The following is a 21,770-nucleotide window of genomic DNA, read 5'->3' as shown; positions in this document are numbered from 1 at the left end:
CGCCAGTCAGCTGTTCATCCACTGGGTCAGCGGGTCACGAACTCCTGCAGCAGCCGGGCGGTCTGCGGCGCGCGTTCGTAGTGCACCAGGTGACCCACGCCGTTCAGCATCTCGAGCCGTACCGACGGCGAGACCTCACCGACCCGCTCGGCCAGGTGCTCCTGTCCGGCCACGGAGCCCAGCTCGTCCTGCGCTCCGGCCACCAGCAGCACCGGCAATTCCAGCTGATCGGCCACGTCCAGGACCGTCCCCGACGTGGAGGCACGGTAGGACTCCACCAGCACCTGGCGGGTGTCGAACGCGGAGAAGTACTGGTGGTGCTGATCATGCAGGTAGGCCAGTGTGCGCCGGTCCTGGGTCTTGGTCATCACCGTCCCGGTGATCCACACGACCACCGGCGAGCCGAGCAGCGCCATGCCCAGCCGTTCGGGCACCGCGGCCGAGACCTCGTAGTAGCCCTGGGCCACCCGCGCCAGGACCCGTTCGAAGACTGAGCCATCTGCGCGCAGTGCCGGTTCGCAGATCGGGTTGAGCAGGGCCAGGCCCTCCCACCGGCTCGGCGACTGGGCGGCCAGGTGCGAGGCCACCACCGAGCCGAAGGAATGCCCCACCAGCGTGGGGCGAGATGCCCCGTGGCGGTGCGTGCCGTCGTCGGGAATCACGCCCAGCTGAGTCATGGCCTTCCCGACGACGGCCGCATAGTTCTCCACGGAATGCTCGGCCTGGGGGAAGGCAGGGGAGTGGCCGAAGCCGGGGAGCTCGGGCAGGTAGAGCTCGAGATCGGGCAGGCAGTCGGCGATCAGCGCCAGGCCGTGGTGGTCCCCGCGGAAGCCGTGGACCATCACCAGCGGCGCCGACGGTGCGAGGTGGTCGGCAGTCGACTCCGGGGTGTAGTGCCAGACGGCCAGGGGAGTGGGCTCTCCGGAGACCGGGTCCGGGACCTGCACCATCAGCCGCTCGGGCGTGCGTGCCGGGTGCCCTGTGATCAGGGAGGTGTCGCGAGGAGCGTGGGGGACCAGGATGCGGTCGCGCAGCCGGATCGGCAGGGGAGCGGCGGGACGGGATGGGGTGCGCACCGGCCCAGCCTATCCAGGCCGTCCCGACCCAGGGACCCGCCTCATCCGAATCACGTGCGCAGATCATGGCGAGACACGCCGCGGCAGAACCCTGTTGGCGTGATCGTGTTCGGGAGGTGGGTGTGGTGTGCGTCTCGGTAGGCTCACTCCATGAGCGCCAGCACCGGTTCCTTCGTGATCAGCATCGACCAGGGCACCACCTCCACCCGCGCCGTGGTGATGGGGCAGGACGGCCAGGTCGTGGCCACCGCCCAGCGCGAACACCGTCAGCACTTCCCTCGGCCAGGCTGGGTGGAGCATGATCCCGCCGAGATCTGGGAGAACACCCGTGAGCTGACCGGCCTGGCTCTGACGCGCGCCCGCCTGCGCCCGGCTGATGTGGCCGCGGTGGGGATCACCAACCAGCGCGAGACCACCGTGCTGTGGGACGCGGACACCGGCCGTCCCGTGCACCGTGCGATCGTCTGGCAGGACACCCGCACGGACTCCATGATGAACCGCCTGCGAGCGGACGGGCACGAGGACGCCGTCCGGGAGAAGACCGGCCTGCCGCTGGCCTCGTATTTCGCCGCGGGCAAGATCGCCTGGACCCTGGAGCACGTGCCGGAGGCCGCCGAGCTGGCCGCCAACGGGAGACTGCGCGCCGGGACCATGGACACCTGGCTGCTCTGGAACCTCACCGGTGGACCGGACGGAGGAGTCCACGCCACCGACGTCACCAACGCCTCACGCACACTGCTGATGGACCTGACCACGTTGGACTGGGACAGCGACCTCGCCGCCGTGTTCGGGATCGACCCGGAGCTGGCCGCCGCCATGCTGCCCCGCATCCACCCCTCTGTGGGTGAGCTGGGCACCATCAGCGGCCCGATGTCCCTGGCCGGCATCCCCGTCTGCGGCATCCTGGGCGACCAGCAGGCGGCCACCTTCGGTCAGGCCGCGTTCAGCCCCGGGGACGTGAAGAACACGTACGGCACCGGGTGCTTCCTGCTGCAGAACACCGGCACGACGACGGAGACCTCCTCCCACGGTCTGGTCACCACGGTCGCGTATCAGGTGGAGGACCAGCCGGCCCACTATGCGCTGGAGGGCTCCGTAGCGGTGGCCGGGTCTCTGGTGCAGTGGCTGCGGGACAACCTGGGGCTGATCCGCACCTCGGAGGAGGTCGAGGCTCTGGCCGGGTCCGTGGAGGACAACGGTGGGGTCTACTTCGTGCCCGCCTTCTCCGGTCTGTACGCCCCGCACTGGCGACCGGACGCCCGTGGGCTGATCGCCGGGCTCACCGGCTACGCCACCGCAGGCCACCTGGCCCGGGCGGCGGTGGAGGCCACGGCCTATCAGACCAGGGACGTGCTCGAGGCCGTGGTGGCCGACACCGGGCAGCGTCCCGAGGAGCTGCGCGTGGACGGCGGGATGACGGTGAACGATGACCTGATGCAGTTCCAGGCCGACATCCTCGGTGTTCCCGTGGTCCGTCCCCTCCAGACCGAGACCACGGCCGCAGGGGCAGCCCACGCCGCCGGCCTGTCCGCCGGTCTGTGGTCCGGACTGGATGAGCTGGCCGGACTCTGGCAGGAGGACCGTCGCTGGGAGCCGGGCATGGACGCCGCCCGGCGGGATGACCTGCTCGAGCACTGGGACCGTGCCGTGGCCAAGTCCATGGACTGGGTGCAGGACGGTCCGGGTGCCTCCCGTGGCTGAACCGCGCGTGGTCCCGCCCCTGTTCACCGGACTCAGTGCCTTCCCGCTGACCCCGCTGCGTCAGGACCGGGTGGACGAGCGATCCTTCGTGCACCTGGTGGAACGCTGCGCTGCCGCCGGGGTCGACTCGATCACCGCGCTGGGGTCCACCGGCTCCTACGCCTACCTCCACCGGGACGAACGAGCGGCCGTGGCGCGGCTGGCCGTGGAGCATGCAGGACAGACACCGGTGTTCGTGGGGATCGGGGCCCTGCGCACCTCCGATGTGCTCGCCCATGCCGAGGACGCCCAGGCCGCAGGCGCCGCCGCGCTGCTGCTGGCCCCGATGAGCTATCAGCCCCTGACGGACGACGATGTGGTCGACCTCTTCGCGGCGGTCACCGCGTCCTCCTCCGTGCCGGTGATCGTCTACGACAACCCGGGGACCACGCACGTCACCTTCACCCCGGAGCTGTACGGGCGGATCGCACAGCTGCCCGGCATCGCCTCGATCAAGATCCCCGGAGTGCCCCCGGACCCGGACGAGGCGCGAGAGCATGTCTCAGGGCTGCGTGACGCGGTGCCGGAGCACATCGGTCTCGGGGTCTCCGGAGACGCGCATGCCGCCCGTGGCCTGCTCGCCGGCTGTGACTCCTGGTACTCGGTGATCGGCGGCACCCTGCCCGAACTGGCTGTGGCGATCACCCGCGCCGCGCAGCAGGGCCGCCCGGAGGAGGCTCAGGAGCTCTCCGCCCGGCTGCAGCCGCTCTGGGATCTGTTCGCCGAGCACGGCAGTCTGCGCGTGGTGGCCGCGATCGCCGAACAGCTCGGCGTGGCGGAACGCTCCTGCCTCCCGCTGCCCCTGCGCGGACTGGACGCCGCCGCACGCGCCCGCGTCGCCGACGTGATGGAGGGGTCCGTCGCCCCGCTCTGCCTGCACTGAGGCACGGAGTAGAATGGACTGGCACACCGGTGCGCCCCCGGCGCCTGCCCGCCCTCAGCGGCAGGCGCCTGTTGTTGCCCTACGGGACGCGCCGTCGTCGGGAAGTTTCCCTGCACCCGCCCACCAGATGACAGGACCAGCGTGAACCAGCCAGCGCAGAGCACCCCAGAGACCACCGGGCCCCAGGAGTACTCGTTCCGGGCCCTAGAGGAGCGCTGGGGCGGGTACTGGGAGCAGGCCGGCACCTTCACCCCTGCCGATGACGGCTCGCGCGAGCGCAAGTACGTCCTGGACATGTTCCCGTATCCCTCGGGCGATCTGCACATGGGGCACGCCGAGGCCTTCGCCATGGGCGATGTGGTGGCCCGGTACTGGATCCAGCGCGGCTATGACGTTCTGCACCCCATCGGTTGGGACTCCTTCGGTCTGCCCGCCGAGAATGCCGCCATCAAGCGCAACGCGCACCCGGCCGAGTGGACCTACGCGAACATCGAGACCCAGAAGGGCTCCTTCCAGCGGTACGGCATCTCCGCGGACTGGTCGCGCGAGCTGCACACCTCGGACCCGGAGTACTACCGGTGGACGCAGTGGCTGTTCCAGCAGTTCCACCGGAACGGGCTGGCCTACCGCAAGGACTCCCCGGTCAACTGGTGCCCCCAGGACCAGACCGTGCTGGCCAACGAACAGGTGGTGAACGGGGCCTGCGAGCGGTGCGGGACCGCGGTGACCAAGAAGTCGCTGAACCAGTGGTACTTCCGCATCACCCAGTACGCCGATCGCCTCCTGGAGGACATGGCCGAGCTGGAGGGACACTGGCCCGAGCGCGTGCTGGCCATGCAGCGCAACTGGATCGGCCGGTCCGAGGGCGCCCACGTGCGCTTCGAGGTGGAGGCTGTCGAGGGTGCCGACGGTGCTGCCCCGGTCGAGCCGATCACCGTGTTCACCACCCGCCCGGACACCCTCTACGGGGCCACGTTCATGGTGGTCGCCGCGGACGCCGACCTGGCCCTGGACCTGGTGACCGAGGAGCACCGGGCTGAGCTGGAGCGCTACCGCGAGGAGCTCACCCACGTCTCGGAGATCGAGCGTCAGGCCACCGACCGCACCAAGTCCGGCGTGTTCCTGGGCCGCTACGCCCTGAACCCCCTGAACGGGGAGCGCCTGCCGATCTGGGCCTCGGACTACGTCCTGGCCGACTACGGCACCGGTGCCATCATGTCCGTGCCTGCACACGATCAGCGTGACCTGGACTTCGCCCGCGCCATGGACCTGCCCGTGCGCATGGTCGTGGACACGGGGGAGGAGGACCCGGCGGTCTCCGGTGTGGCCACCACCGGCGAGGGCACTTTGGTGAACTCCGGCGAACTGGACGGACTGGACAAGACCGCCGCACTGGCCCGGGCCATCGAGATCATCGAGGAGCGGGGCACCGGTGAGGGCACCGTGAACTACCGTCTGCGCGACTGGCTGCTCTCCCGCCAGCGCTTCTGGGGTGCGCCCATCCCGATCATCCACTGCCCAGACTGCGGTGAGGTGCCCGTCCCGCAGGACCAGCTGCCGGTGCTGCTGCCCTCGGACGTCTCCGGCGAGCAGCTGGCGCCCAAGGGGCAGTCCCCGCTGGCCAGCATCGAGTCCTGGGTGAACACCGACTGCCCGTCCTGCGGTGGCGCGGCGCAGCGGGACACGGACACCATGGACACCTTCGTGGACTCCTCCTGGTACTACATGCGCTACATCTCCCCGAACGACTCCACCCAGGTCTTCGACCGTGCGTCCGTGGATCGGTGGCTGCCGGTGGACCAGTACGTGGGCGGTGTGGAGCACGCGATCCTGCACCTGCTCTACTCCCGGTTCTTCACCAAGGCGATGTACGACATGGGCCTGATCGGCTTCACCGAGCCCTTCAAGGCCCTGCTGAACCAGGGCCAGGTGCTCAACGGGGGCAAGGCCATGTCCAAGTCGCTGGGCAACGGCGTGGACCTGGGCGAGCAGCTGGACCGGTTCGGTGTGGATGCCGTGCGCCTGACCATGGTCTTCGCCTCCCCACCCGAGGACGACGTGGACTGGGCGGACGTCTCCCCGTCCGGCTCGGCCAAGTTCCTGGCCCGCGCGTGGAGACTCGCCCAGGACGTCAGCCTGGGCGGTGCCCCGGCCGGCACGGCTCCCGACGGCGGCGATCGCTCCCTGCGTCAGGTCACCCACCGCACGGTGCAGGACGCGGCCGGGCTGCTGGACGAGCGCAAGTTCAATGTGGTGGTCGCCCGCACGATGGAGCTGGTCAACGCCACGCGCAAGACCATCGACTCCGGCGCCGGGGCGGCCGATCCCGCCGTGCGGGAGGCCACCGAGGCCGTGGCCATCCTGCTGAGCCTGTTCGCCCCGTACACCGCTGAGGACATGTGGGCTCTGCTGGGTCATGAGCCGTCCGTGGCCCGTGCGGGCTGGCCCACCGTGGACGAGTCACTGCTGGTGCAGGACACCACGGTGGCCGTGGTCCAGGTCAAGGGCAAGGTCAAGGACCGTCTGGAGGTCGCACTGGACATCTCCGCCGAGGAGCTGGAGTCGATGGCGCTGGCCTCGGAGGCGGTGCAGCGCTCGATCGGCGATGCCCCGATCCGTAAGGTGATCGTCAAGGAGCCCAAGCTGGTCAACATCGTCATCTGATCCTGCGGGCGGGCCGAGGTGTCTCGGCTCGCCCAGCAGATCCACCCGACGCAGAGGAGAGGAGCAGGATGGCCGAGATCGTCCAGTGGCACGACGACCTGCTCCAACGGCTGCGTCGCCGGCGCGGCGGTCCCTCCGGCCGCGCCAAGTACAGTCCGCGCCGACCGCGTCGTCGGGATCGGACCGCGGTGGTCACGGACTCCTCAGCGGCGCTGCCGCGCGTAGTGTTGGAGCACCCTCTGGCGGCCGGACTGCGCCAGGTGCCCATGCCCGTGATGATCGGGGACCAGATCCACAGCGAGGGCACCGCCGAACTGGACCGCGACCTGCCTCTGGCTCTGGCCGCCGGCACCACCGTGCGCACCTCTCGACCGGCCCCGGGCGTATTCTCCGGGGTCTACCAGGAGGTCGCCGAGGCCGGCTTCGCGCGCATCATCTCCATCCACCTCTCCGGCAAGCTCTCCGGCACGGCCGACGCCGCACGGATCGCCGCGCGTGAGGCGCTGATCCCGGTGACCGTGGTGGACACCGAGACCACCGGGTTCTGCCAGGGCACCGTGGTGCTGGACGCCCTGATCCGCGCGGGGTTCCATGAGCCGATCGAGGAGATCGCCGACGGTGCGCAGCGAGCCGCAGCGGACTCCCGGGTGTTCTTCACCGTCCCGAACCTGGAGCAGCTGCGGCGCGGCGGCAGGATCGGCACGGTGGCCGGGCTGCTCGGCAGCCTGTTGCAGGTCAAGCCGGTGCTGACACTGGCGGACGGCGTGGTCTCCCTGGTCGACCGTCCCCGCACCACAGCCAAGGCCGTGGATCGCATGGTCGAACTGGCCCAGGAGTCCTCCCAGGGCCGGCCGGTGCGGATCGCCGTCCACGGATTCGGCAACGACTCTGCCGCCCACGAGCTGGCCGCTCGAGTCCAGCCCGAATCAGCCACCCCGGTGCCGGTCATCACGCTGCCCGCCGTCCTGGCGGCTCACCTGGGCCTGGGCGCGCTGGGCATCACCGTCAACCCGGTGGACGAGGCAGCCCTGGGCCTGCTGCACTGACCCGTCTCCCGTCACCCCACCAGAGCGGGAGGATCCACGGGGGATGAGCTGTTCCCGCAGTCACCCGCACAGGCATAGCGTCGCACCATGACACCATCCCCCGGTGGTCGTACCTCCGTGACGGCCCCTGCAGCTCCGCCGTCGCGGGTGCGGGTGCACAACTTCTCGATCTCTCTGGACGGCTTCGGCACCGGAGAGGGACAGACTCTGGACGCACCGTTCGGACACGCCGGACACCGTCTGCTTCAGTGGGCCCTGCCGACAGCCACCTTCGCGGCGATGGGACTGCATGGTGCGTCGACACCCACCACCGGTGTCGACGACGCGTTTGCAGCTCGGTGGGCGGATGGCATCGGTGCGGAGATCATGGGCCGGAACAAGTTCGGGCCGCAGAGGGGTCCCTGGGAGGACACGGACTGGCGAGGCTGGTGGGGTGCGGACCCTCCGTTCCACACCCCTGCCGTCGTCCTGACCCACCACCCTCGGCCCACGCTGCGGATGGATGGGGGAACCAGCTTCCACTTCGTGGATGCCGCCCCCGTGCAGGCGCTGGCCGCCGCTCGCGCCCTGGCCGGTGGCCGAGACATCCGGATCGGTGGGGGTGTCTCCACGGTCCGCGAGTTCCTGGCGGCTGACCTGATCGATCAGATGCACCTCGTGGTGGTGCCGGTCCTGCTGGGCCGCGGCGTTCGGCTGTGGGAGGGACTGGAGGGGCTGGACCAGCGCTTCCACATCGAGTCGACGGCCTCGCCCCGTGGTGTCACCCACCTGATGTTCTGGCGGCGCTGACTCCTGCACAGCTGAGCCACCGAGGTCGCCGGTCCACAGAACCGGGAGCATTCACCGCATCCAGGGATCCTGAGAGCCAGTCTGGAGGCATGCCCCGCCATCGTGAAGGACTGCACCGCTCTGACATCACCGAAGCCATCGACGCAACCGTCGACCCCAAGGGCAGTGGTGAGGAACTGACGGATGTCGAGTGGGAGGAGGCCCCGCCACCTGCACCCCTGTGGCGTTCGCGGATCCTCATCCCCGCAGTTCTGATGATCGCTGTGGTCGCCGTCGTGTGGTGGACCGTCTCCTGGCTGACCACTCCCGGCATCTCCGACTCCGAGACCGTCCCGGCCTCGGTGCCGCTCTCCGCGGGGGCGGCATCCGCGGAATCGTCAGTGCAACGGGGTTCACCGACCGCGGACGGGTCCAGTGAGCAGGCGCAATCGGACGATGAGGCGATCGTCCACGTGGCAGGACAGGTGCGCACACCGGGCATCGTCCGTCTTCCGGCCTCCTCGCGGGTGGTGGATGCGGTGCAGGCGGCCGGCGGACCCACGGACGAGGCACGCCTGGACCTGGTGAACCTGGCCGCACCGTTGACAGACGGCGCGCAGATCCTCGTTCCCGGCTCGGATGACGCAGCGACGTCACCCCCGGGGACCGTCCCATCCGGGGCTGCTGCGGGAGCAGGCGGGGCCGGCGCGGCCACGGTGAACGTGAATCGCGCGGATGCCACCGCCCTGGAGAGCCTCCCGGGGATCGGCCCAGCATTGGCCCAGCGGATCATCGACCATCGAGAGCAGGTCGGACCCTTCGGATCCTTCGACGATCTGGACGCCGTGTCCGGAATCGGCCCGGCGATGCTCGAGCGGCTGGACGGGCTGGTCTCCTGGTGAGACCAGAGCACCAGCACCAGCGCCCACTCACCCTGGGGCCGCCGTGAGCGCGGCAGATGGACCAGCCGCCACGGGCCGGCCACCTCTGCCCGTGGACGTGCGACTGGTGCCCTCGGTCCTCCTGACCCTGGCCTGTGCCCTGTGGGTCCCGGTGGCACCCTGGGGGGCCGTGCGGCAGCTGCCGCTGGTGCTGATGCTGGCAGCTGGTCTGTGCACGGCGGCGGTCCTGGTGGTCCGTCACCGTGAGCGCCATCTGTGGACTGGCCTGCAGACCGTGCTGGCGATGATGTCCGTGGCCCTGTGGATCGGGTCCATCGTGAGCGTCCAGGCGATCGCCCACCGGGAGGAGTCCAGGGCCCTGGGGTGGGAACAGTCTGTGACAGCGGAGGCCACGGTGCTCGTGGAGGGGCTGGCAGCTGGCCCCGCCGTGTATGCACCAGGACGGTTCGCAGACCGCTGGTACGTTCCAGCGGAGGTGGAGTCATTCGGTCATCCGGGGGCCGCCGCCCCGCGGGAAACCCAGGTCCAGGCGGCCGGGGACGTCAGCTGGTCCTCGGTGGCACCAGGTGATCGCCTCTGCTTCACGGCAGACCTGGAGGGGGCGGGCGCCACTGTCTTCGCCCGAGTGCGCACCGTTCCTGACACCGGGCGGTGCGGCCCAGGGCGTTCCGATGCGCACGGACAGACCGGACGTGATCACCTGCGTGAGGGCCTGCGGCAGGCTGCGGCCGGGACCGTGGCGAGGGCCCCGGAACTTCTGCCTGGCCTGATCCTGGGGGACCGTTCCGTGCAGAGCCCTGAGTTGGACACGGCGATGAAGGACTCTGGCCTGTCTCACCTCTCTGCCGTCAGTGGCGCGAACTGCACACTTCTGGCCGGGGCCGTCACCATGGCGCTGCGCACTCTCCGTGTCCGTCGACCTGTAGTGCTGGCCGCGGTGTTGGGCACCTTGGTCATGTTCGTGATCGTGGTGGGTCTGGAACCGTCCGTGATACGCGCCGCGGTGATGGGCGGCATCGGGGCTGCCGCCCTGTTCTTCGGGCGAGGTCGCCAGGCGCTGCCTCTGCTGTGCGTGGCGGTCTGCGTGCTGCTGTGCTGGCAGCCTGGCCTCGCCACCGAGGCGGCCTTCCAGCTCTCCGTCTGCGCCACCGCGGGGATCGTCCTGGGCGCTCGGCCTGTCGAACAGTGGCTCACCGCAGTGCTCTCCAGGTGGCTTCCCGGACCGGTGGCTGGAGTCCTCAGTGCGGCCCTGGCCGTCACGGTGTGCGCGCAGATCGCCTGCCAGCCGGTGCTCCTGGGCCTGTCCGGCAGCATCAGTGCCTACGCCGTCCCGGCGAATCTCCTGGCGGCGCCTCTGGTCCCGTTCGTCACGGTTCCCGGAACCGTGGCGGCAGCCCTGGTGCCGCTGTTGCCCGGCGTGGCGGAACTCATCCTGTGGTGGGTGGCCTGGCCGGCGGCAGGGATCGGCTGGATCGCCACCACGGTCTCCGCCTGGCCGGGCGCGTTGCATCCCTGGCCGGAGGGGTTGGTGGGCGGGGCGCTCATCGGCGTGCACCTCCTGTCCAGCCTCGCACTGCTCTGGCTGCTCCTGCGGTGGGAGAGGGTCCGTCCGGCACGGGTCCGTCGCACCGGTCGGGGCCGCAGGACTCCGGAACCTCGCCGAGTCCTCTGGGCCACGCGGGCCTGCTGGGCGGTGATCGCCGCGGGCATCGGCAGCCAGGCCGCGATCCTGGTGCCGCCTCCTGTGGGAGCGGTCCCGGCCGACTGGGCGCTGGCGGTGTGTGACGTCGGTCAGGGAGACATGCTGGTCCTGCGCTCTGGCGCACGCTCGGCCGTGGTGGTCGACACCGGACCCGAACCCGGCCCGGCATCGGCGTGCCTGGACGAGCTGGACGTGGGACAGGTGGACCTGCTGGTGCTGACCCATCTGCATCAGGACCATGTCGGTGGGACGGTTGCTGTCCTGGACTGCTGCCCTCCTGCGCGGACCATCTACTCCACCTCACAGCGTCCGGTCAGCACCGACGGCGAGGACACCGTCTCCCGTCAGGCGCCGGCCGAGGCCGAGCTGGTGCCAGCGGGGGAGCAGGGCCACCACGGGCAGCAGGGCTGGGCTGTGGACTGGACGGTGCTTGCCGCCGACCACGCCGCCCGGTCGGAGAACGACGCGTCCGTCGTGCTCCACGCGGTGCTCACGGCGCCACAGGGACGTTTCACCGTGCTGCTCACCGGGGACCTGGAGGAGCAGGCGGCAGCGAACCTGGTCAGGGCCGGAGGCCTGCCCGAGTCAGTCGATGTGCTCAAGGCCAGCCATCATGGGGCACGCAACGGCGGGCTCGACATCGCCGAGACCGTGAATCCGCTCGCCAGCGTGATCTCGGTGGGAGCCGACAACGACTACGGCCACCCGCACTCGCAGATCACCGGGGCGCTGTCCCGCTACGGTCCCGTGGTGCGGACCGATCACCACGGCACCTTCGTGTTCTCGGTCCGGGACGGGATCCTGGAGCCGACCGTCCGACCACGCCGCTCGGCACCGGCCAGCCGATAGGATGTCAGCCATGCCCGCACCGAGTCGTTCCCGCCGCACCAAGACCTCTGGCGCGGACTGGCGCACCGTCGGACGCGCTCCGCTGATGCTGCTCAAGGGGCCGGAGGACTTCATCGCCACCCGGGTGACGGACCGGGTCCGAGCTCAGCTCCGGGAGGCAGATCCCGGACTGGAGACCCACCGGATCGCCGCCGCCGACTACCAGGCAGGTCAGCTGTCCATCCTGGCCAGCCCCTCGCTGTTCGGTGAGGCCAAGATCATCGTGGCCGAGGGGCTTCAGGAGATGAACGAGGCCTTCTTGGCCGACTGCCTGGACTATCTCAGCGCTCCGGCAGAGGACGTCACCCTGATGCTGCGTCACACGGGTGGCAATCGCGGCAAGAAGCTCCTGGACGCGGTGACCCAGGCCGGAGTGCTCGTGGAGTGCCAGCCGATCAAGTCCGAAGCGGAGAAGTCCGAGTTCGTGGCCCAGGAGTTCCGTTCGGTGCGTCGATCCATCGACCCGGAGGCCGTGCGGGCACTGATCGACGCCAACAGCTCCTCGCTGACCGATCTGGCGGCGGCGATCCGTCAACTCCTCTCGGACACGGAGGGTGCCGTGACCGTGGAGGTCGTGGATCGGTACTACGGAGGACGGGTGGAGGCCACCGCCTTCAAGGTGGCCGATGCGGCTCTGGCCGGCCGACCAGGACCGGCCACCGCACTGCTGCGTCATGCCCTGGCCACGGGCGTCTCGGCGCCGGCCTTGACCGGGGCCCTGGCCATGAAGGCCCGTCAGATCGCCCGGATCGTGGATGCCAGGATCGGACAGGGCCAGATCGCCTCCGTGCTGGGGGTGGCTCCGTGGCAGGCACGCCAGGTGCAGGAGAGCGCCCGATTCTGGAACCCGGCCAGCATCGCGGCCGCCATCGAGTGGATCGCCCAGGCCGACGCCGAGGCCAAGGGGCTGTCCAAGGACGCCGAGTACTCCGTGGAGCGGGCCGTCACCCGGATCGCCCTCACCGCCCGCCGCTGACGGCTCACGCAAGCCTCTCAGGACACAGCGAAGCCCCCGACCAGAACGGTCGGGGGCTTCGCTGAAACGTCTGTGCTGCGGGTGTCAGCCCTGGGAGCCCAGGCCCAGCACGCGCTTGGCGATGCCGGACTTGCGGTTGGCGGCCTGGTTCTTGTGGATGACGCCCTTGCTCACGGCCTTGTCCAGCTTGCGGCTGGCGGAGGCCACTGCCTTGGTGGCGGCCTCCTGGTCACCGGCGGCAACGGCCTTGTCCACGGCGCGGATGAGCGTCTTGAGCTCGGACTTCACGGCGACGTTGCGCTGGCGCGCCTTCTCGTTGGTGAGAATGCGCTTCTTCTGGGACTTGATGTTGGCCAAGTTCGGTCCTTCTGGTTGTCAGTTGACGTGGTCGGTGAGGGAGTTTCTCGGTCATCGGCGACTGAGCGGCGTGGGGATGCCATGGGAGCCGATCCAAGAGTGCCCGTCGACCTGCGCGGACACACAGCGATAGATCTTAGCATGATCACCAGAGCAGACGGTCGCGGCCCGCCGGTGCCGTCCGTGCTCGTGCCGTGTCCTCAGGACCAACCCTGGTTCTGACGCAGCGCCTCGGCCACTCGCCCGAAGATCTGCTCCGAGAGGACGCCGCCCTCACGGCGCACGTCACGCGGGTTGACCAGCAGGATGCGGTCCAGCTTCACCTCGGAGGGCCGACCCTTGGAGTCCCAGGGGCCGGAGCCGATGTCCAGGTAGTCCCGATCGCGGGAGACGGCGTTGTTGCGGTCCCGCGTGGTCAGCTGGGCGCCGAGCAGATAGCCGTCCTGGCGCCCCACGATCAGCACTGGCCGGTCCTTGCCACGGCCGTCCAGCTCCTCGAACGGGACCCAGGTCCACACCACCTCGCCCGGACCCGCCTCGCGTCCGGCCACCGGCGCATACTCCACGTGCGCGGATCCGTGGAAGTCGCCGGGGTAGTCCAGCACCTGTCCCTCGGGGCCCACGCCGGCCCCCTGTCCAGCTGGACCACCGGATCGGCCGGCATGGCCGCCGAGGTCTCCGGGCGTCGTCGGGAACCCGGTGCCTCGGGGCGGACGCGGGGAGGCGCCGCGGCCCGCGTGATCCGGCGAGCCGGCGCCGCCACGCTGCTGCTGAGACCGCTGGACCTGCTGGACCACGCGGTAGACCTGACGGCCCACGGACAGGATGCGATTGAGATTCCACGCCATGGTGTCCAAGATAGCGGCCGGGCTGAAGCATGGAAGAATGGGCAGTCAGTCCCTCTCCGCTCCACCCGAAGGAAGATGCCTGTGTCGCCCATGGCGCGCAACGCCCCGGTGCCCTCTGCCACCGATCCTGCGGTGATCCGCAACTTCTGCATCATCGCGCACATCGATCACGGCAAGTCGACCCTGGCCGACCGGATGCTCCAGTCCACCGGCGTGGTCCAGCCGCGCGACATGAAGGCCCAGTACCTGGACCGCATGGACATCGAGCGCGAGCGCGGCATCACCATCAAGTCCCAGGCCGTGCGCATGCCTTGGGAGGTGGACGGGACCGCCTACGCGCTGAACATGATCGACACCCCCGGGCACGTGGACTTCACCTATGAGGTCTCCCGCTCGCTCGCCGCGTGCGAGGGCGCCATTCTCCTGGTGGACGCCGCGCAGGGGATCGAGGCCCAGACCCTGGCCAACCTGTACCTGGCCATGGAGAACGACCTGGCCATCATCCCGGTGCTGAACAAGATCGACCTGCCCGCGGCCGATCCGGACCGGTACGCCAAGGAGATCGCCGGACTGATCGGGTGTGAGCCGGAGGAGGTGCTGCGCGTCTCCGGCAAGACCGGTGTGGGCGTGGAAGAGCTGCTGGACAAGGTGGTCGCCACCATCCCCGCACCCCAGGGCGACGCCTCCGCCCCAGCGCGGGCGATGATCTTCGACTCGGTGTACGACACCTACCGCGGTGTGGTCACCTATGTCCGCGTGGTGGACGGCAAGCTGCACCCGCGCGAGAAGATCGTGATGATGTCCACCGGGGCCACCCACGAGCTGCTGGAGATCGGCGTGTCCGCCCCGGAGCCGGTGCCGAGCCAGGGCCTGTCCGTGGGCGAGGTGGGATACCTGATCACCGGCGTGAAGGACGTGCGCCAGTCCAAGGTCGGCGACACCGTCACCAACTTCGCCAAGCCGGCCTCGGAGAACATCGGCGGCTACGAGGATCCCAAGCCCATGGTGTTCTCCGGCCTGTACCCGATCGACGGTTCGGACTACCCGGTGTTGCGGGACGCCCTGGACAAGCTCAAGCTCAACGACGCCGCCCTGATCTATGAGCCCGAGACCTCCGTGGCCCTGGGCTTCGGCTTCCGCGTGGGCTTCCTGGGGCTGCTGCACCTGGAGATCGTCCGGGAGCGCCTGGAGCGCGAGTTCAACCTGGACCTGATCTCCACCGCACCGAACGTGGTCTACGAGGTCACCACCGAGGACCGCTCCGTGGTGACGGTGACCAACCCCTCGGAGTTCCCGGAGGGCAAGATCCACGAGATCCGCGAGCCCATGGCCTCGGCCACCGTGATCGTCCCGGCGGAGTTCATCGGTGCGGTGATGGAGCTGTGCCAGTCCAAGCGCGGTCAGATGCGCGGCATGGACTACCTCTCCGAGGAGCGCGTGGAGATCCGCTACTGGATCCCGCTGGCCGAGATCGTCTTCGACTTCTTCGACCAGCTCAAGTCACGTACCAAGGGCTATGCCTCCCTGGACTGGAAGGCCGACGGCGAGCAGGCTTCGGACCTGGTCAAGGTGGACATCCTGCTCCAGGGCGAGGCGGTGGACGCCTTCAGTGCCATCACCCACCGGGACAGCGCCTACTCCTACGGTGTGATGATGACCGGCAAGCTCAAGGAGCTCATCCCGCGCCAGCAGTTCGAGGTGCCGATCCAGGCGGCCATCGGCTCCCGGGTGATCGCCCGTGAGAACATCCGCGCCATCCGCAAGGACGTGCTGGCCAAGTGCTACGGCGGCGACATCTCGCGCAAGCGCAAGCTGCTGGAGAAGCAGAAGGAGGGCAAGAAGCGCATGAAGATGGTCGGCCGCGTGGAGGTCCCCCAGGAGGCGTTCATCGCCGCACTGTCCTCGGACGGTGCCGGCGGTGAGAAGTCCGGCGCGAAGAAGTAACCGGTCGCCCCTGTGCCCGCCATCCTTCCCGACGGCGACCCCGCACCTGCCCACGGACGGCTGCCTTCCAGCGCCGTCCAGCAGGTGAAGGACGCCGAGGCGTCCGGTTCTGCCCGCACCTTCAGCCTGTACGTCCACGTGCCCTTCTGCACGGTGCGCTGCGGGTACTGCGACTTCAACACCTACACCGCCGAGGACCTGGGGCCGGGTGCATCCCGTACCTCCTACGCCGGCACTGTCACGGGTGAACTGGACTTCGCCGCTGAGGCCCTGTCCGGCTCCGGCGTGCCGGACCGCACCCTGCACACGGTTTTCTTCGGCGGCGGAACCCCCACTCTGCTGCCGGCCTCAGACCTGGTCTCCATCCTGGGCCGGGCCCGGGAGCTGTGGGGCTTCGAGCCGGGGGCGGAGATCACCACGGAGGCCAATCCGGACTCGGTGACCCGTGAGTCCCTGCAGGAGCTGGCCGAGGGCGGCTTCACCCGGGTGTCCTTCGGGATGCAGTCCGCCGTCCCGCACGTGCTGGCCACGCTGGAACGCACCCATCGTCCGGAGAACGTGCCGGCCGCCGTCGGGTGGGCCCGTGAGGCGGGGCTGGAGGTCTCTCTGGACCTGATCTACGGCACGCCGGGGGAGTCCCTGGCGGACTGGCGCACCTCGGTGGAGGCCGCCGTGGCACTGGAGCCGGATCATGTCTCGGCGTACTCGCTGATCGTGGAGGAGGGCACCAAGTTCGGCGCGCAGGTCTCCCGCGGCGTCGTCCCGGATGTGGATCCTGACGACCAGGCGGACAAGTACCTGCTCACCGAGGAGCTGCTCGGTGCTGCTGGCTTCCGCTGGTACGAGGTCTCGAACTGGGCGCGGGACCTGGAGGGCGCCGGGGTGCACCAGGCGCGGCACAACCTGGCCTACTGGCGGGACCAGGACTGGTGGGGTGCAGGGCCCGGCGCGCATTCCCACGTGGCCGGGGTGCGGTGGTGGAACGCCAAGCACCCGGCCGCCTACGCCCAGCGGCTGGCCACCGGAGTCTCCCCGGCGGTGGGCCGGGAGACCCCGGATGCGGACGCGCGTCTGCTGGAGCAGGTCATGCTGGGGGTCAGGCTGGCAGAGGGGCTGGACGCCTCAGTCCTGGACCAGGCTCCCGACGGCGGCCAGTCGGCTCGGCAGCAGATCGCCGCCTTGATCGGTGAGGGCCTGCTGGACGGTCGCGCCGCACTGGCCGGGCGTCTGGTGCCGACCTTGCAGGGCCGTCTGCTGGACGACGCGATCGTCCGGAGGCTGCTGGGCTTCTGAGGCCGCGTCAGTGGATCAGGCGCAGGTTCAGCGGGTAGCGGTACGGCCGACCCTTGTTGCACTGGATGCCAGCGTTGACGCCGGAGACGGTCATGAACAGCCAGATCACCACGGCGATGATCCCGAAGATCCCCCCGACGACCGGCAACAGCGCCAACAGGTTCGCCACGATCGCCACGGCGGTGGGCGGGAGGGTGAAGTTCAGCGCCTCCTTGGCCTCCTGGGCGGTGAACGGTCCGCGGTGGCGGAAGACCAGGAAGATCACCAGAGAGGGCAGGAAGCCCAGAAGCGCACCGAAGTGGGCGAGCGTGGCCCACTGACGGTCCTCGGAAGGGGTCAGCGGCTCGGCGCGGTCGGACGAGCCCTGAAGGTGCTGGTCGCGACGTGGACCTGCGGAACGTCGCGTCCGATTCGGCCCGGGCGTGTGCTGCTGGGACACCTGGTCTGCCTTTCGATCTGCTGCAGGGTGGACGGCTCTGATCTGGATGGCCGCCGGAGCGCAGGCCCACCGGCCCGGACGCTGGAGTCAGTCTATCCCCGGGAGGGCAGGCTGGTGCGGAGCCCGTGCCGCTAGGGGACGGTCAGGAAGTCGATGACCTCTTCCACCCGTCCCAGCAGTGAGGGCTCCAGATCGGCGTAGGTGGTGACCTGGGCCAGCAGGCGCTTCCACCCCAGGCCGATGTCCTCCTTGGTCCGGTGTGGCCAGCCCAGCCCGCGCAGGATCCCGGTCTTCCAGTCCTGTCCCTTGGGCACCACGGGCCAGGCCTGGATGCCCAGCACCTGCGGCTTGATGACCTGCCAGACATCCACATAGGCGTGTCCGACGATCAGCACGTTGTCCCTGGCCCCGGGCACGCGCATGGCCTCGGCGGCGATCCGCTCCTCCTTGGACCCGGTCACCAGGTGGTCCACCAGGATCCCGAGGCGGCGTTCGGGGCCAGGATTGAAGTCGCGGATGGCCCCGGCCAGGTCGTCCACGCCGTGCAGGGGCTCCACCACGATCCCCTCCAGGCGCAGGTCTTCGCCCCAGACCTTCTCCACCAGCTCGGCGTCGTGGACGCCCTCCACCCAGATGCGGGAGGCGCGTGCGGTGCGGGCGCGGGCGTTCTCCACCCGGACCGACCCCGACGCCGTCCGCACCGGCTTCTGCGCGGCTCGCGCCGCGGCGCTGGGTGCGGGCACCAGTTCGACCGGCTCACCGTCGATCAGGAACCCGTGGCCCAGGGGGAAGGATCTGGTCCTGCCTCTGCGGTCCTCGAGCACCACCAGGTGCACGCCACCGGACTTCTCGGTCCGGATCACCGCACCGGTGTATCCGCTCTGTGCGTCCTCGACCACCGTGCCCACCTGCGCCGGCACCGAGGCGACCGTGCGTGCGGCAGGGCGGAAGCCGCCGTCGAGGGATCCTGGTCCCCAGTTGTTCCAATCCACGGGAGTCGAGGCTAGCAACGCCGGTGGCGCACGAAGCGGTACGGCTCGCGGCTTCTCCGGGCGTCGCCGAGGCGGGGGTACTACACTTGGCACTTGGACCCCCGGAGTGCTAACTGTGCTCCGGCTGTGCTGTGACACCCGAGGAGGGATGAGATGAACGAGATGCCGCGCCGCCTGCAGGTGCTGCAGGCCATCGTGGAGGACTATGTCTCCTCCCGGGAGCCCGTGGGCTCCAAGGCCCTGGTGGAACGTCACCAGCTGGGCGTCTCCTCCGCCACCGTGCGCAATGACATGGCCGTACTGGAGGAGGAGGGGCTGATCGTGGCCCCTCACACCTCCTCCGGCCGTATCCCCACGGACAAGGGGTACCGCCTCTTCGTGGACAGCCTCTCGGAGGTCAAACCGCTCTCCGCTGCCGAACGCCGTGCAGTCCAGGCGTTGCTGGACAACGCGGACGATGTGGACGAGATGATGGCCCGCACCGTGCGGCTGCTCTCCCAGCTGACGCACCAGGTGGCGGTGTTGCAGTACCCGCACCTGGACACCGCCACGGTCCGCCACCTGGAGTTCGTGGCCCTGGCCCCGCACCGAGTGCTGGTGGTGCTGATCCTCTCCAACGGCAAAGTGGACCAGCGGGTGCTGGCCACCGAGCAGGACGCCACCGATGAGCAGCTGCTTGCCCTGAAGCAGGTCTTCCTCACGCATCTGGACGGGCTCACCCCGGCCGCGGCACCTGCCGTCCTGGCCGTCGTCCCCACCCAGGTGCCCGAGCAGGACGCCGGGCTGGCCCGCAGCCTGGCCCACATGCTGGACCAGCTGATCGCCGCTGGACGCGAGGACCGGATCATCATGGCCGGCACCGCCTACCTGGCCCGGTCCACCGGGGACTTCCCCCTGACGATCGGACCCATCCTGGAGGCCCTCGAGGAACAAGTCGTGCTGCTTCGACTGTTGACGGAGATGGAGCAGGATGTGCGGGGCCTGAGCGTGAGCATCGGCTCGGAGAACTCCGGTTCGCTCGCCGACACGTCCGTGGTGGCCGCCTCCTACGGGCCCGGCTCCGTAGCGAAGCTCGGTGTGGTGGGGCCGACGCGCATGGACTATCCCGGCACCATGGCCGCGGTCCGTGCGGTCGCCCGCTACCTCTCCCGCATCCTGTCCCAGTAGAACCACAGAACACCCCTCCATTCGGAAGGAACACCGCAGACCGTGTCAGACCACTACGAGGTCCTCGGCGTCAGCAAGGACGCCTCCGCAGAGGAGATCAAGCGCGCCTACCGCAAGCTGGCCCGCAAGCTCCATCCGGACGTGAATCCCGCACCGGAGGCCGCTGAAGAGTTCAAGGCCGTCACCCGTGCCTATGAGGTGCTCTCGGACGAGTCCAAGCGGCGCAACTACGACGCCACCGGCAACGAGAACGGCACCGGCGGGTTCGGCGGGGGCGGCTTCAGCGGTGACTTCGGCGGATTCTCCGACATCTTCGAGACCTTCTTCGGCGGTTCTGGCGGGGGCATGGGCGGCCGTGGCCCGGCCAGCCGTTCCCGGCGCGGTCAGGATGCCCTGATCACCGCCCGGATCGATCTCGAAGACGCCGTGTTCGGGGTGGACAAGACCCTGGAGGTGGACACCGCCGTGACCTGCTCCAGCTGTGACGGCTCCTGCTGCCAGCCGGGAACCTCGCCGGAGACCTGCTCGATCTGTGGAGGTCACGGGATGGTCCGTCGGCCGGTGCGCTCGATCCTGGGCACCGTCATGGCCACCGAGAACTGCACGGCCTGCCAGGGCTACGGCACCACCATCCCGCACCCCTGCAAGGAGTGCTCCGGCCAGGGCCGGGTCCGCGAGCGCGCCTCGCTGACCATCAAGATCCCCGCGGGCGTGGCCACCGGCACCCGCATCCAGCTGGCCGGGCGCGGCGAGGCCGGCCCGGGCGGCGGACCCAACGGTGACCTCTACGTGGAGATCGACGTCCGTCCCCATGCTGTGTTCACCCGGGACGGCGACCACCTGATGGCGGCCATGACCTTGCCCATGACCGCGGCCGCTCTGGGCACCACCCTGACGCTGGAGACCTTCGACGGCGAACAGCAGATCGAGGTCAAGCCCGGCACCCAGTCCGGCGAGGTCCACACGCTCAAGGGCCTGGGCGTGGGTCGACTGCGGGGGCAGGGCCGAGGCGATCTGAAGGTGAACCTGCAGGTGGAGACCCCCACCCGGCTCGACGACGACCAGCGGCGTCTGCTGGAGGAGCTCGCCTCCCTGCGCGGCGAGGAGACCTCTCCGGGACAGGTGGAGCACCGGGGCATGTTCGCCCGTCTGCGGGAGAACTTCGAGCAGTTCAAGAACCAGTGACCCACCACCTCTTCTACGCCGAACCCGGCGGACTGGACACGGCTGCCCCCGGGCAGCCGGTCTCGATCGGCGGACCCGAGGCCCGCCATGCCGTCCAGGTCATGCGCCTGGAACCGGGGGAGTGGGTCGACCTGGCCGACGGGGCCGGACGCAGGGTCTCAGGCCCCATCACCGCCGCCAGCACCACGGGCCTCACCGTCCAGGTGGACAGCGTCGTGGATGAACCGGCGCCAGCTCCACGGCTGGTCCTGGTCCAGGCCCTGGCCAAGGGGGATCGCGACCTGCTGGCCATCCAGACCGCCACCGAACTGGGCATCGACGCGGTGGTCCCCTGGCAGGCGGAGCGGTCCATCGTCCGGTGGAAGGGCGATAAGGCCGCCAGGGCCCAGGCCAAGTGGGATGCCTCGCTGCACGCGGCCGCCAAGCAGGCCCGGCGCAGTCGGATCCCGAGCACGCGTCCGCTCACCGTGGGCACCGCCGTCGCGGAGCTGACAGGTCCCGACGTCCTGGTGCTGGTGCTGCACGAGGAGGCCGCCCAGAGCCTGGGTGAGGCGGTCGACCGTCACCTGGGACCAGCCGGATCGTCCGCGTCCGCCGAGCCGACCTCCGCGGTCGGGGCCGCCCATCCGGCAGAGGTGATCCTCGTCGTCGGGCCGGAAGGGGGGATCAGCCCCCAGGAAATGGAGGCACTGACCCAGGCCGGAGCCCACCCGGTTCGCATGGGGCAGCACGTCCTGCGTTCCTCCACCGCCGGCCCGGCCGCCACCGCCGTCCTGCAGCAGCTGCTGGGCCGCTGGCAGTCCTGACCGTGATGGACCCGGCCGGTAGACTTGCCGCGGGAGGAGGGCGATGCCCGCTCCCCGCGTTCTCACACCTGATGACACCCACCCCCAGGAGCTG

18 protein-coding genes are annotated in these 21,770 nt (G+C 69.8%); 13 read left to right on the top strand and 5 right to left on the bottom strand.

What is annotated here, in order from left to right; genetic code table 11:
* Window positions 1–26 precede the first annotated feature (26 nt).
* Window positions 27–1,076: an alpha/beta fold hydrolase gene (locus tag BM355_RS06225; protein ID WP_091696211.1), complete on the bottom strand. Its 1,050-nt coding sequence runs from the start codon at window positions 1,074–1,076 to the stop codon at window positions 27–29.
* Window positions 1,077–1,226: 150 nt separating this feature from the next.
* Here BM355_RS06225 and glpK point away from each other — a divergent pair, with 150 nt between their 5' ends.
* The 8 genes from glpK (at window position 1,227) to holA (ending at window position 12,645) form a co-directional block, all read left to right on the top strand.
* Window positions 1,227–2,777, top strand: a complete 1,551-nt coding sequence (gene glpK / locus BM355_RS06220) for a glycerol kinase GlpK (RefSeq protein WP_091696208.1) — start codon at window positions 1,227–1,229, stop codon at window positions 2,775–2,777.
* Between the two features lie 19 nt (window positions 2,778–2,796).
* Window positions 2,797–3,699, top strand: coding sequence for a dihydrodipicolinate synthase family protein (locus tag BM355_RS06215; protein ID WP_218154322.1), 903 nt, complete (start codon window positions 2,797–2,799; stop codon window positions 3,697–3,699).
* Between the two features lie 141 nt (window positions 3,700–3,840).
* Window positions 3,841–6,363: a leucine--tRNA ligase gene (gene leuS, locus BM355_RS06210; RefSeq protein WP_091696204.1), complete on the top strand. Its 2,523-nt coding sequence runs from the start codon at window positions 3,841–3,843 to the stop codon at window positions 6,361–6,363.
* Between the two features lie 68 nt (window positions 6,364–6,431).
* Window positions 6,432–7,409, top strand: coding sequence for a DegV family protein (locus BM355_RS06205; protein WP_091696202.1), 978 nt, complete (start codon window positions 6,432–6,434; stop codon window positions 7,407–7,409).
* Window positions 7,410–7,496: 87 nt separating this feature from the next.
* Window positions 7,497–8,198, top strand: coding sequence for a dihydrofolate reductase family protein (locus tag BM355_RS06200; protein WP_091696200.1), 702 nt, complete (start codon window positions 7,497–7,499; stop codon window positions 8,196–8,198).
* An 89-nt stretch (window positions 8,199–8,287) separates the two neighbouring features.
* Window positions 8,288–9,079, top strand: a complete 792-nt coding sequence (locus BM355_RS06195; protein ID WP_245760639.1) for a ComEA family DNA-binding protein — start codon at window positions 8,288–8,290, stop codon at window positions 9,077–9,079.
* 43 nt (window positions 9,080–9,122) lie between these two features.
* Complete coding sequence (locus tag BM355_RS06190; protein ID WP_143109436.1) at window positions 9,123–11,630, top strand: ComEC/Rec2 family competence protein; 2,508 nt, start codon at window positions 9,123–9,125, stop codon at window positions 11,628–11,630.
* A 10-nt stretch (window positions 11,631–11,640) separates the two neighbouring features.
* On the top strand, window positions 11,641–12,645 hold the full coding sequence (holA, locus tag BM355_RS06185; RefSeq protein ID WP_177227863.1) for a DNA polymerase III subunit delta: 1,005 nt from the start codon (window positions 11,641–11,643) through the stop codon (window positions 12,643–12,645).
* 84 nt (window positions 12,646–12,729) lie between these two features.
* Here holA and rpsT read toward each other — a convergent pair whose 3' ends face one another.
* Entirely contained in the window at window positions 12,730–13,002 is a 273-nt protein-coding gene (rpsT, locus tag BM355_RS06180; RefSeq protein ID WP_091696195.1) for a 30S ribosomal protein S20, read from the bottom strand.
* Between the two features lie 200 nt (window positions 13,003–13,202).
* A complete protein-coding gene (locus BM355_RS06175) occupies window positions 13,203–13,850 on the bottom strand; it encodes a type II toxin-antitoxin system PemK/MazF family toxin (protein ID WP_091696193.1) in 648 nt (215 codons plus the stop codon).
* Between the two features lie 81 nt (window positions 13,851–13,931).
* Here BM355_RS06175 and lepA point away from each other — a divergent pair, with 81 nt between their 5' ends.
* Window positions 13,932–15,794: a translation elongation factor 4 gene (lepA, locus tag BM355_RS06170; RefSeq protein WP_177227877.1), complete on the top strand. Its 1,863-nt coding sequence runs from the start codon at window positions 13,932–13,934 to the stop codon at window positions 15,792–15,794.
* A gap of 12 nt (window positions 15,795–15,806) precedes the next feature.
* The gene (gene hemW, locus BM355_RS06165; RefSeq protein ID WP_091696189.1) at window positions 15,807–17,087 is read left to right on the top strand and encodes a radical SAM family heme chaperone HemW; all 1,281 of its coding nucleotides are present in this window, start codon (window positions 15,807–15,809) and stop codon (window positions 17,085–17,087) included.
* 7 nt (window positions 17,088–17,094) lie between these two features.
* Here the strand turns inward: hemW and BM355_RS06160 are convergent, their stop codons facing one another.
* Complete coding sequence (locus BM355_RS06160) at window positions 17,095–17,526, bottom strand: DUF4870 domain-containing protein (RefSeq protein WP_091696186.1); 432 nt, start codon at window positions 17,524–17,526, stop codon at window positions 17,095–17,097.
* Between the two features lie 131 nt (window positions 17,527–17,657).
* Complete coding sequence (locus tag BM355_RS06155) at window positions 17,658–18,518, bottom strand: DUF3097 family protein (RefSeq protein WP_091696184.1); 861 nt, start codon at window positions 18,516–18,518, stop codon at window positions 17,658–17,660.
* Between the two features lie 153 nt (window positions 18,519–18,671).
* On the opposite strand from BM355_RS06155, the gene hrcA reads away from it, so the two are divergent.
* Genes hrcA through BM355_RS06140 form a run of 3 tightly spaced genes read left to right on the top strand, consistent with a single transcriptional unit; the run spans window position 18,672 to window position 21,676 of the window.
* Window positions 18,672–19,685: a heat-inducible transcriptional repressor HrcA gene (gene hrcA, locus BM355_RS06150; RefSeq protein WP_091696182.1), complete on the top strand. Its 1,014-nt coding sequence runs from the start codon at window positions 18,672–18,674 to the stop codon at window positions 19,683–19,685.
* 42 nt (window positions 19,686–19,727) lie between these two features.
* The gene (gene dnaJ / locus BM355_RS06145) at window positions 19,728–20,870 is read left to right on the top strand and encodes a molecular chaperone DnaJ (protein ID WP_091696180.1); all 1,143 of its coding nucleotides are present in this window, start codon (window positions 19,728–19,730) and stop codon (window positions 20,868–20,870) included.
* Window positions 20,867–21,676 carry a 16S rRNA (uracil(1498)-N(3))-methyltransferase gene (locus tag BM355_RS06140; protein ID WP_091696177.1) on the top strand — a complete coding sequence of 270 codons (810 nt, stop codon included), beginning with the start codon at window positions 20,867–20,869 and terminating at the stop codon, window positions 21,674–21,676. The genes dnaJ and BM355_RS06140 overlap by 4 nt, the downstream gene beginning before the upstream one ends.
* Window positions 21,677–21,770 lie beyond the last annotated feature (94 nt).

Source organism: Micrococcus terreus (genome assembly GCF_900116905.1).
Lineage (GTDB): Bacteria > Actinomycetota > Actinomycetes > Actinomycetales > Micrococcaceae > Citricoccus > Citricoccus terreus.
Note: the sequence above shows the minus strand (reverse complement) of the source record. Positions and strands in the feature narration are given on the sequence as shown.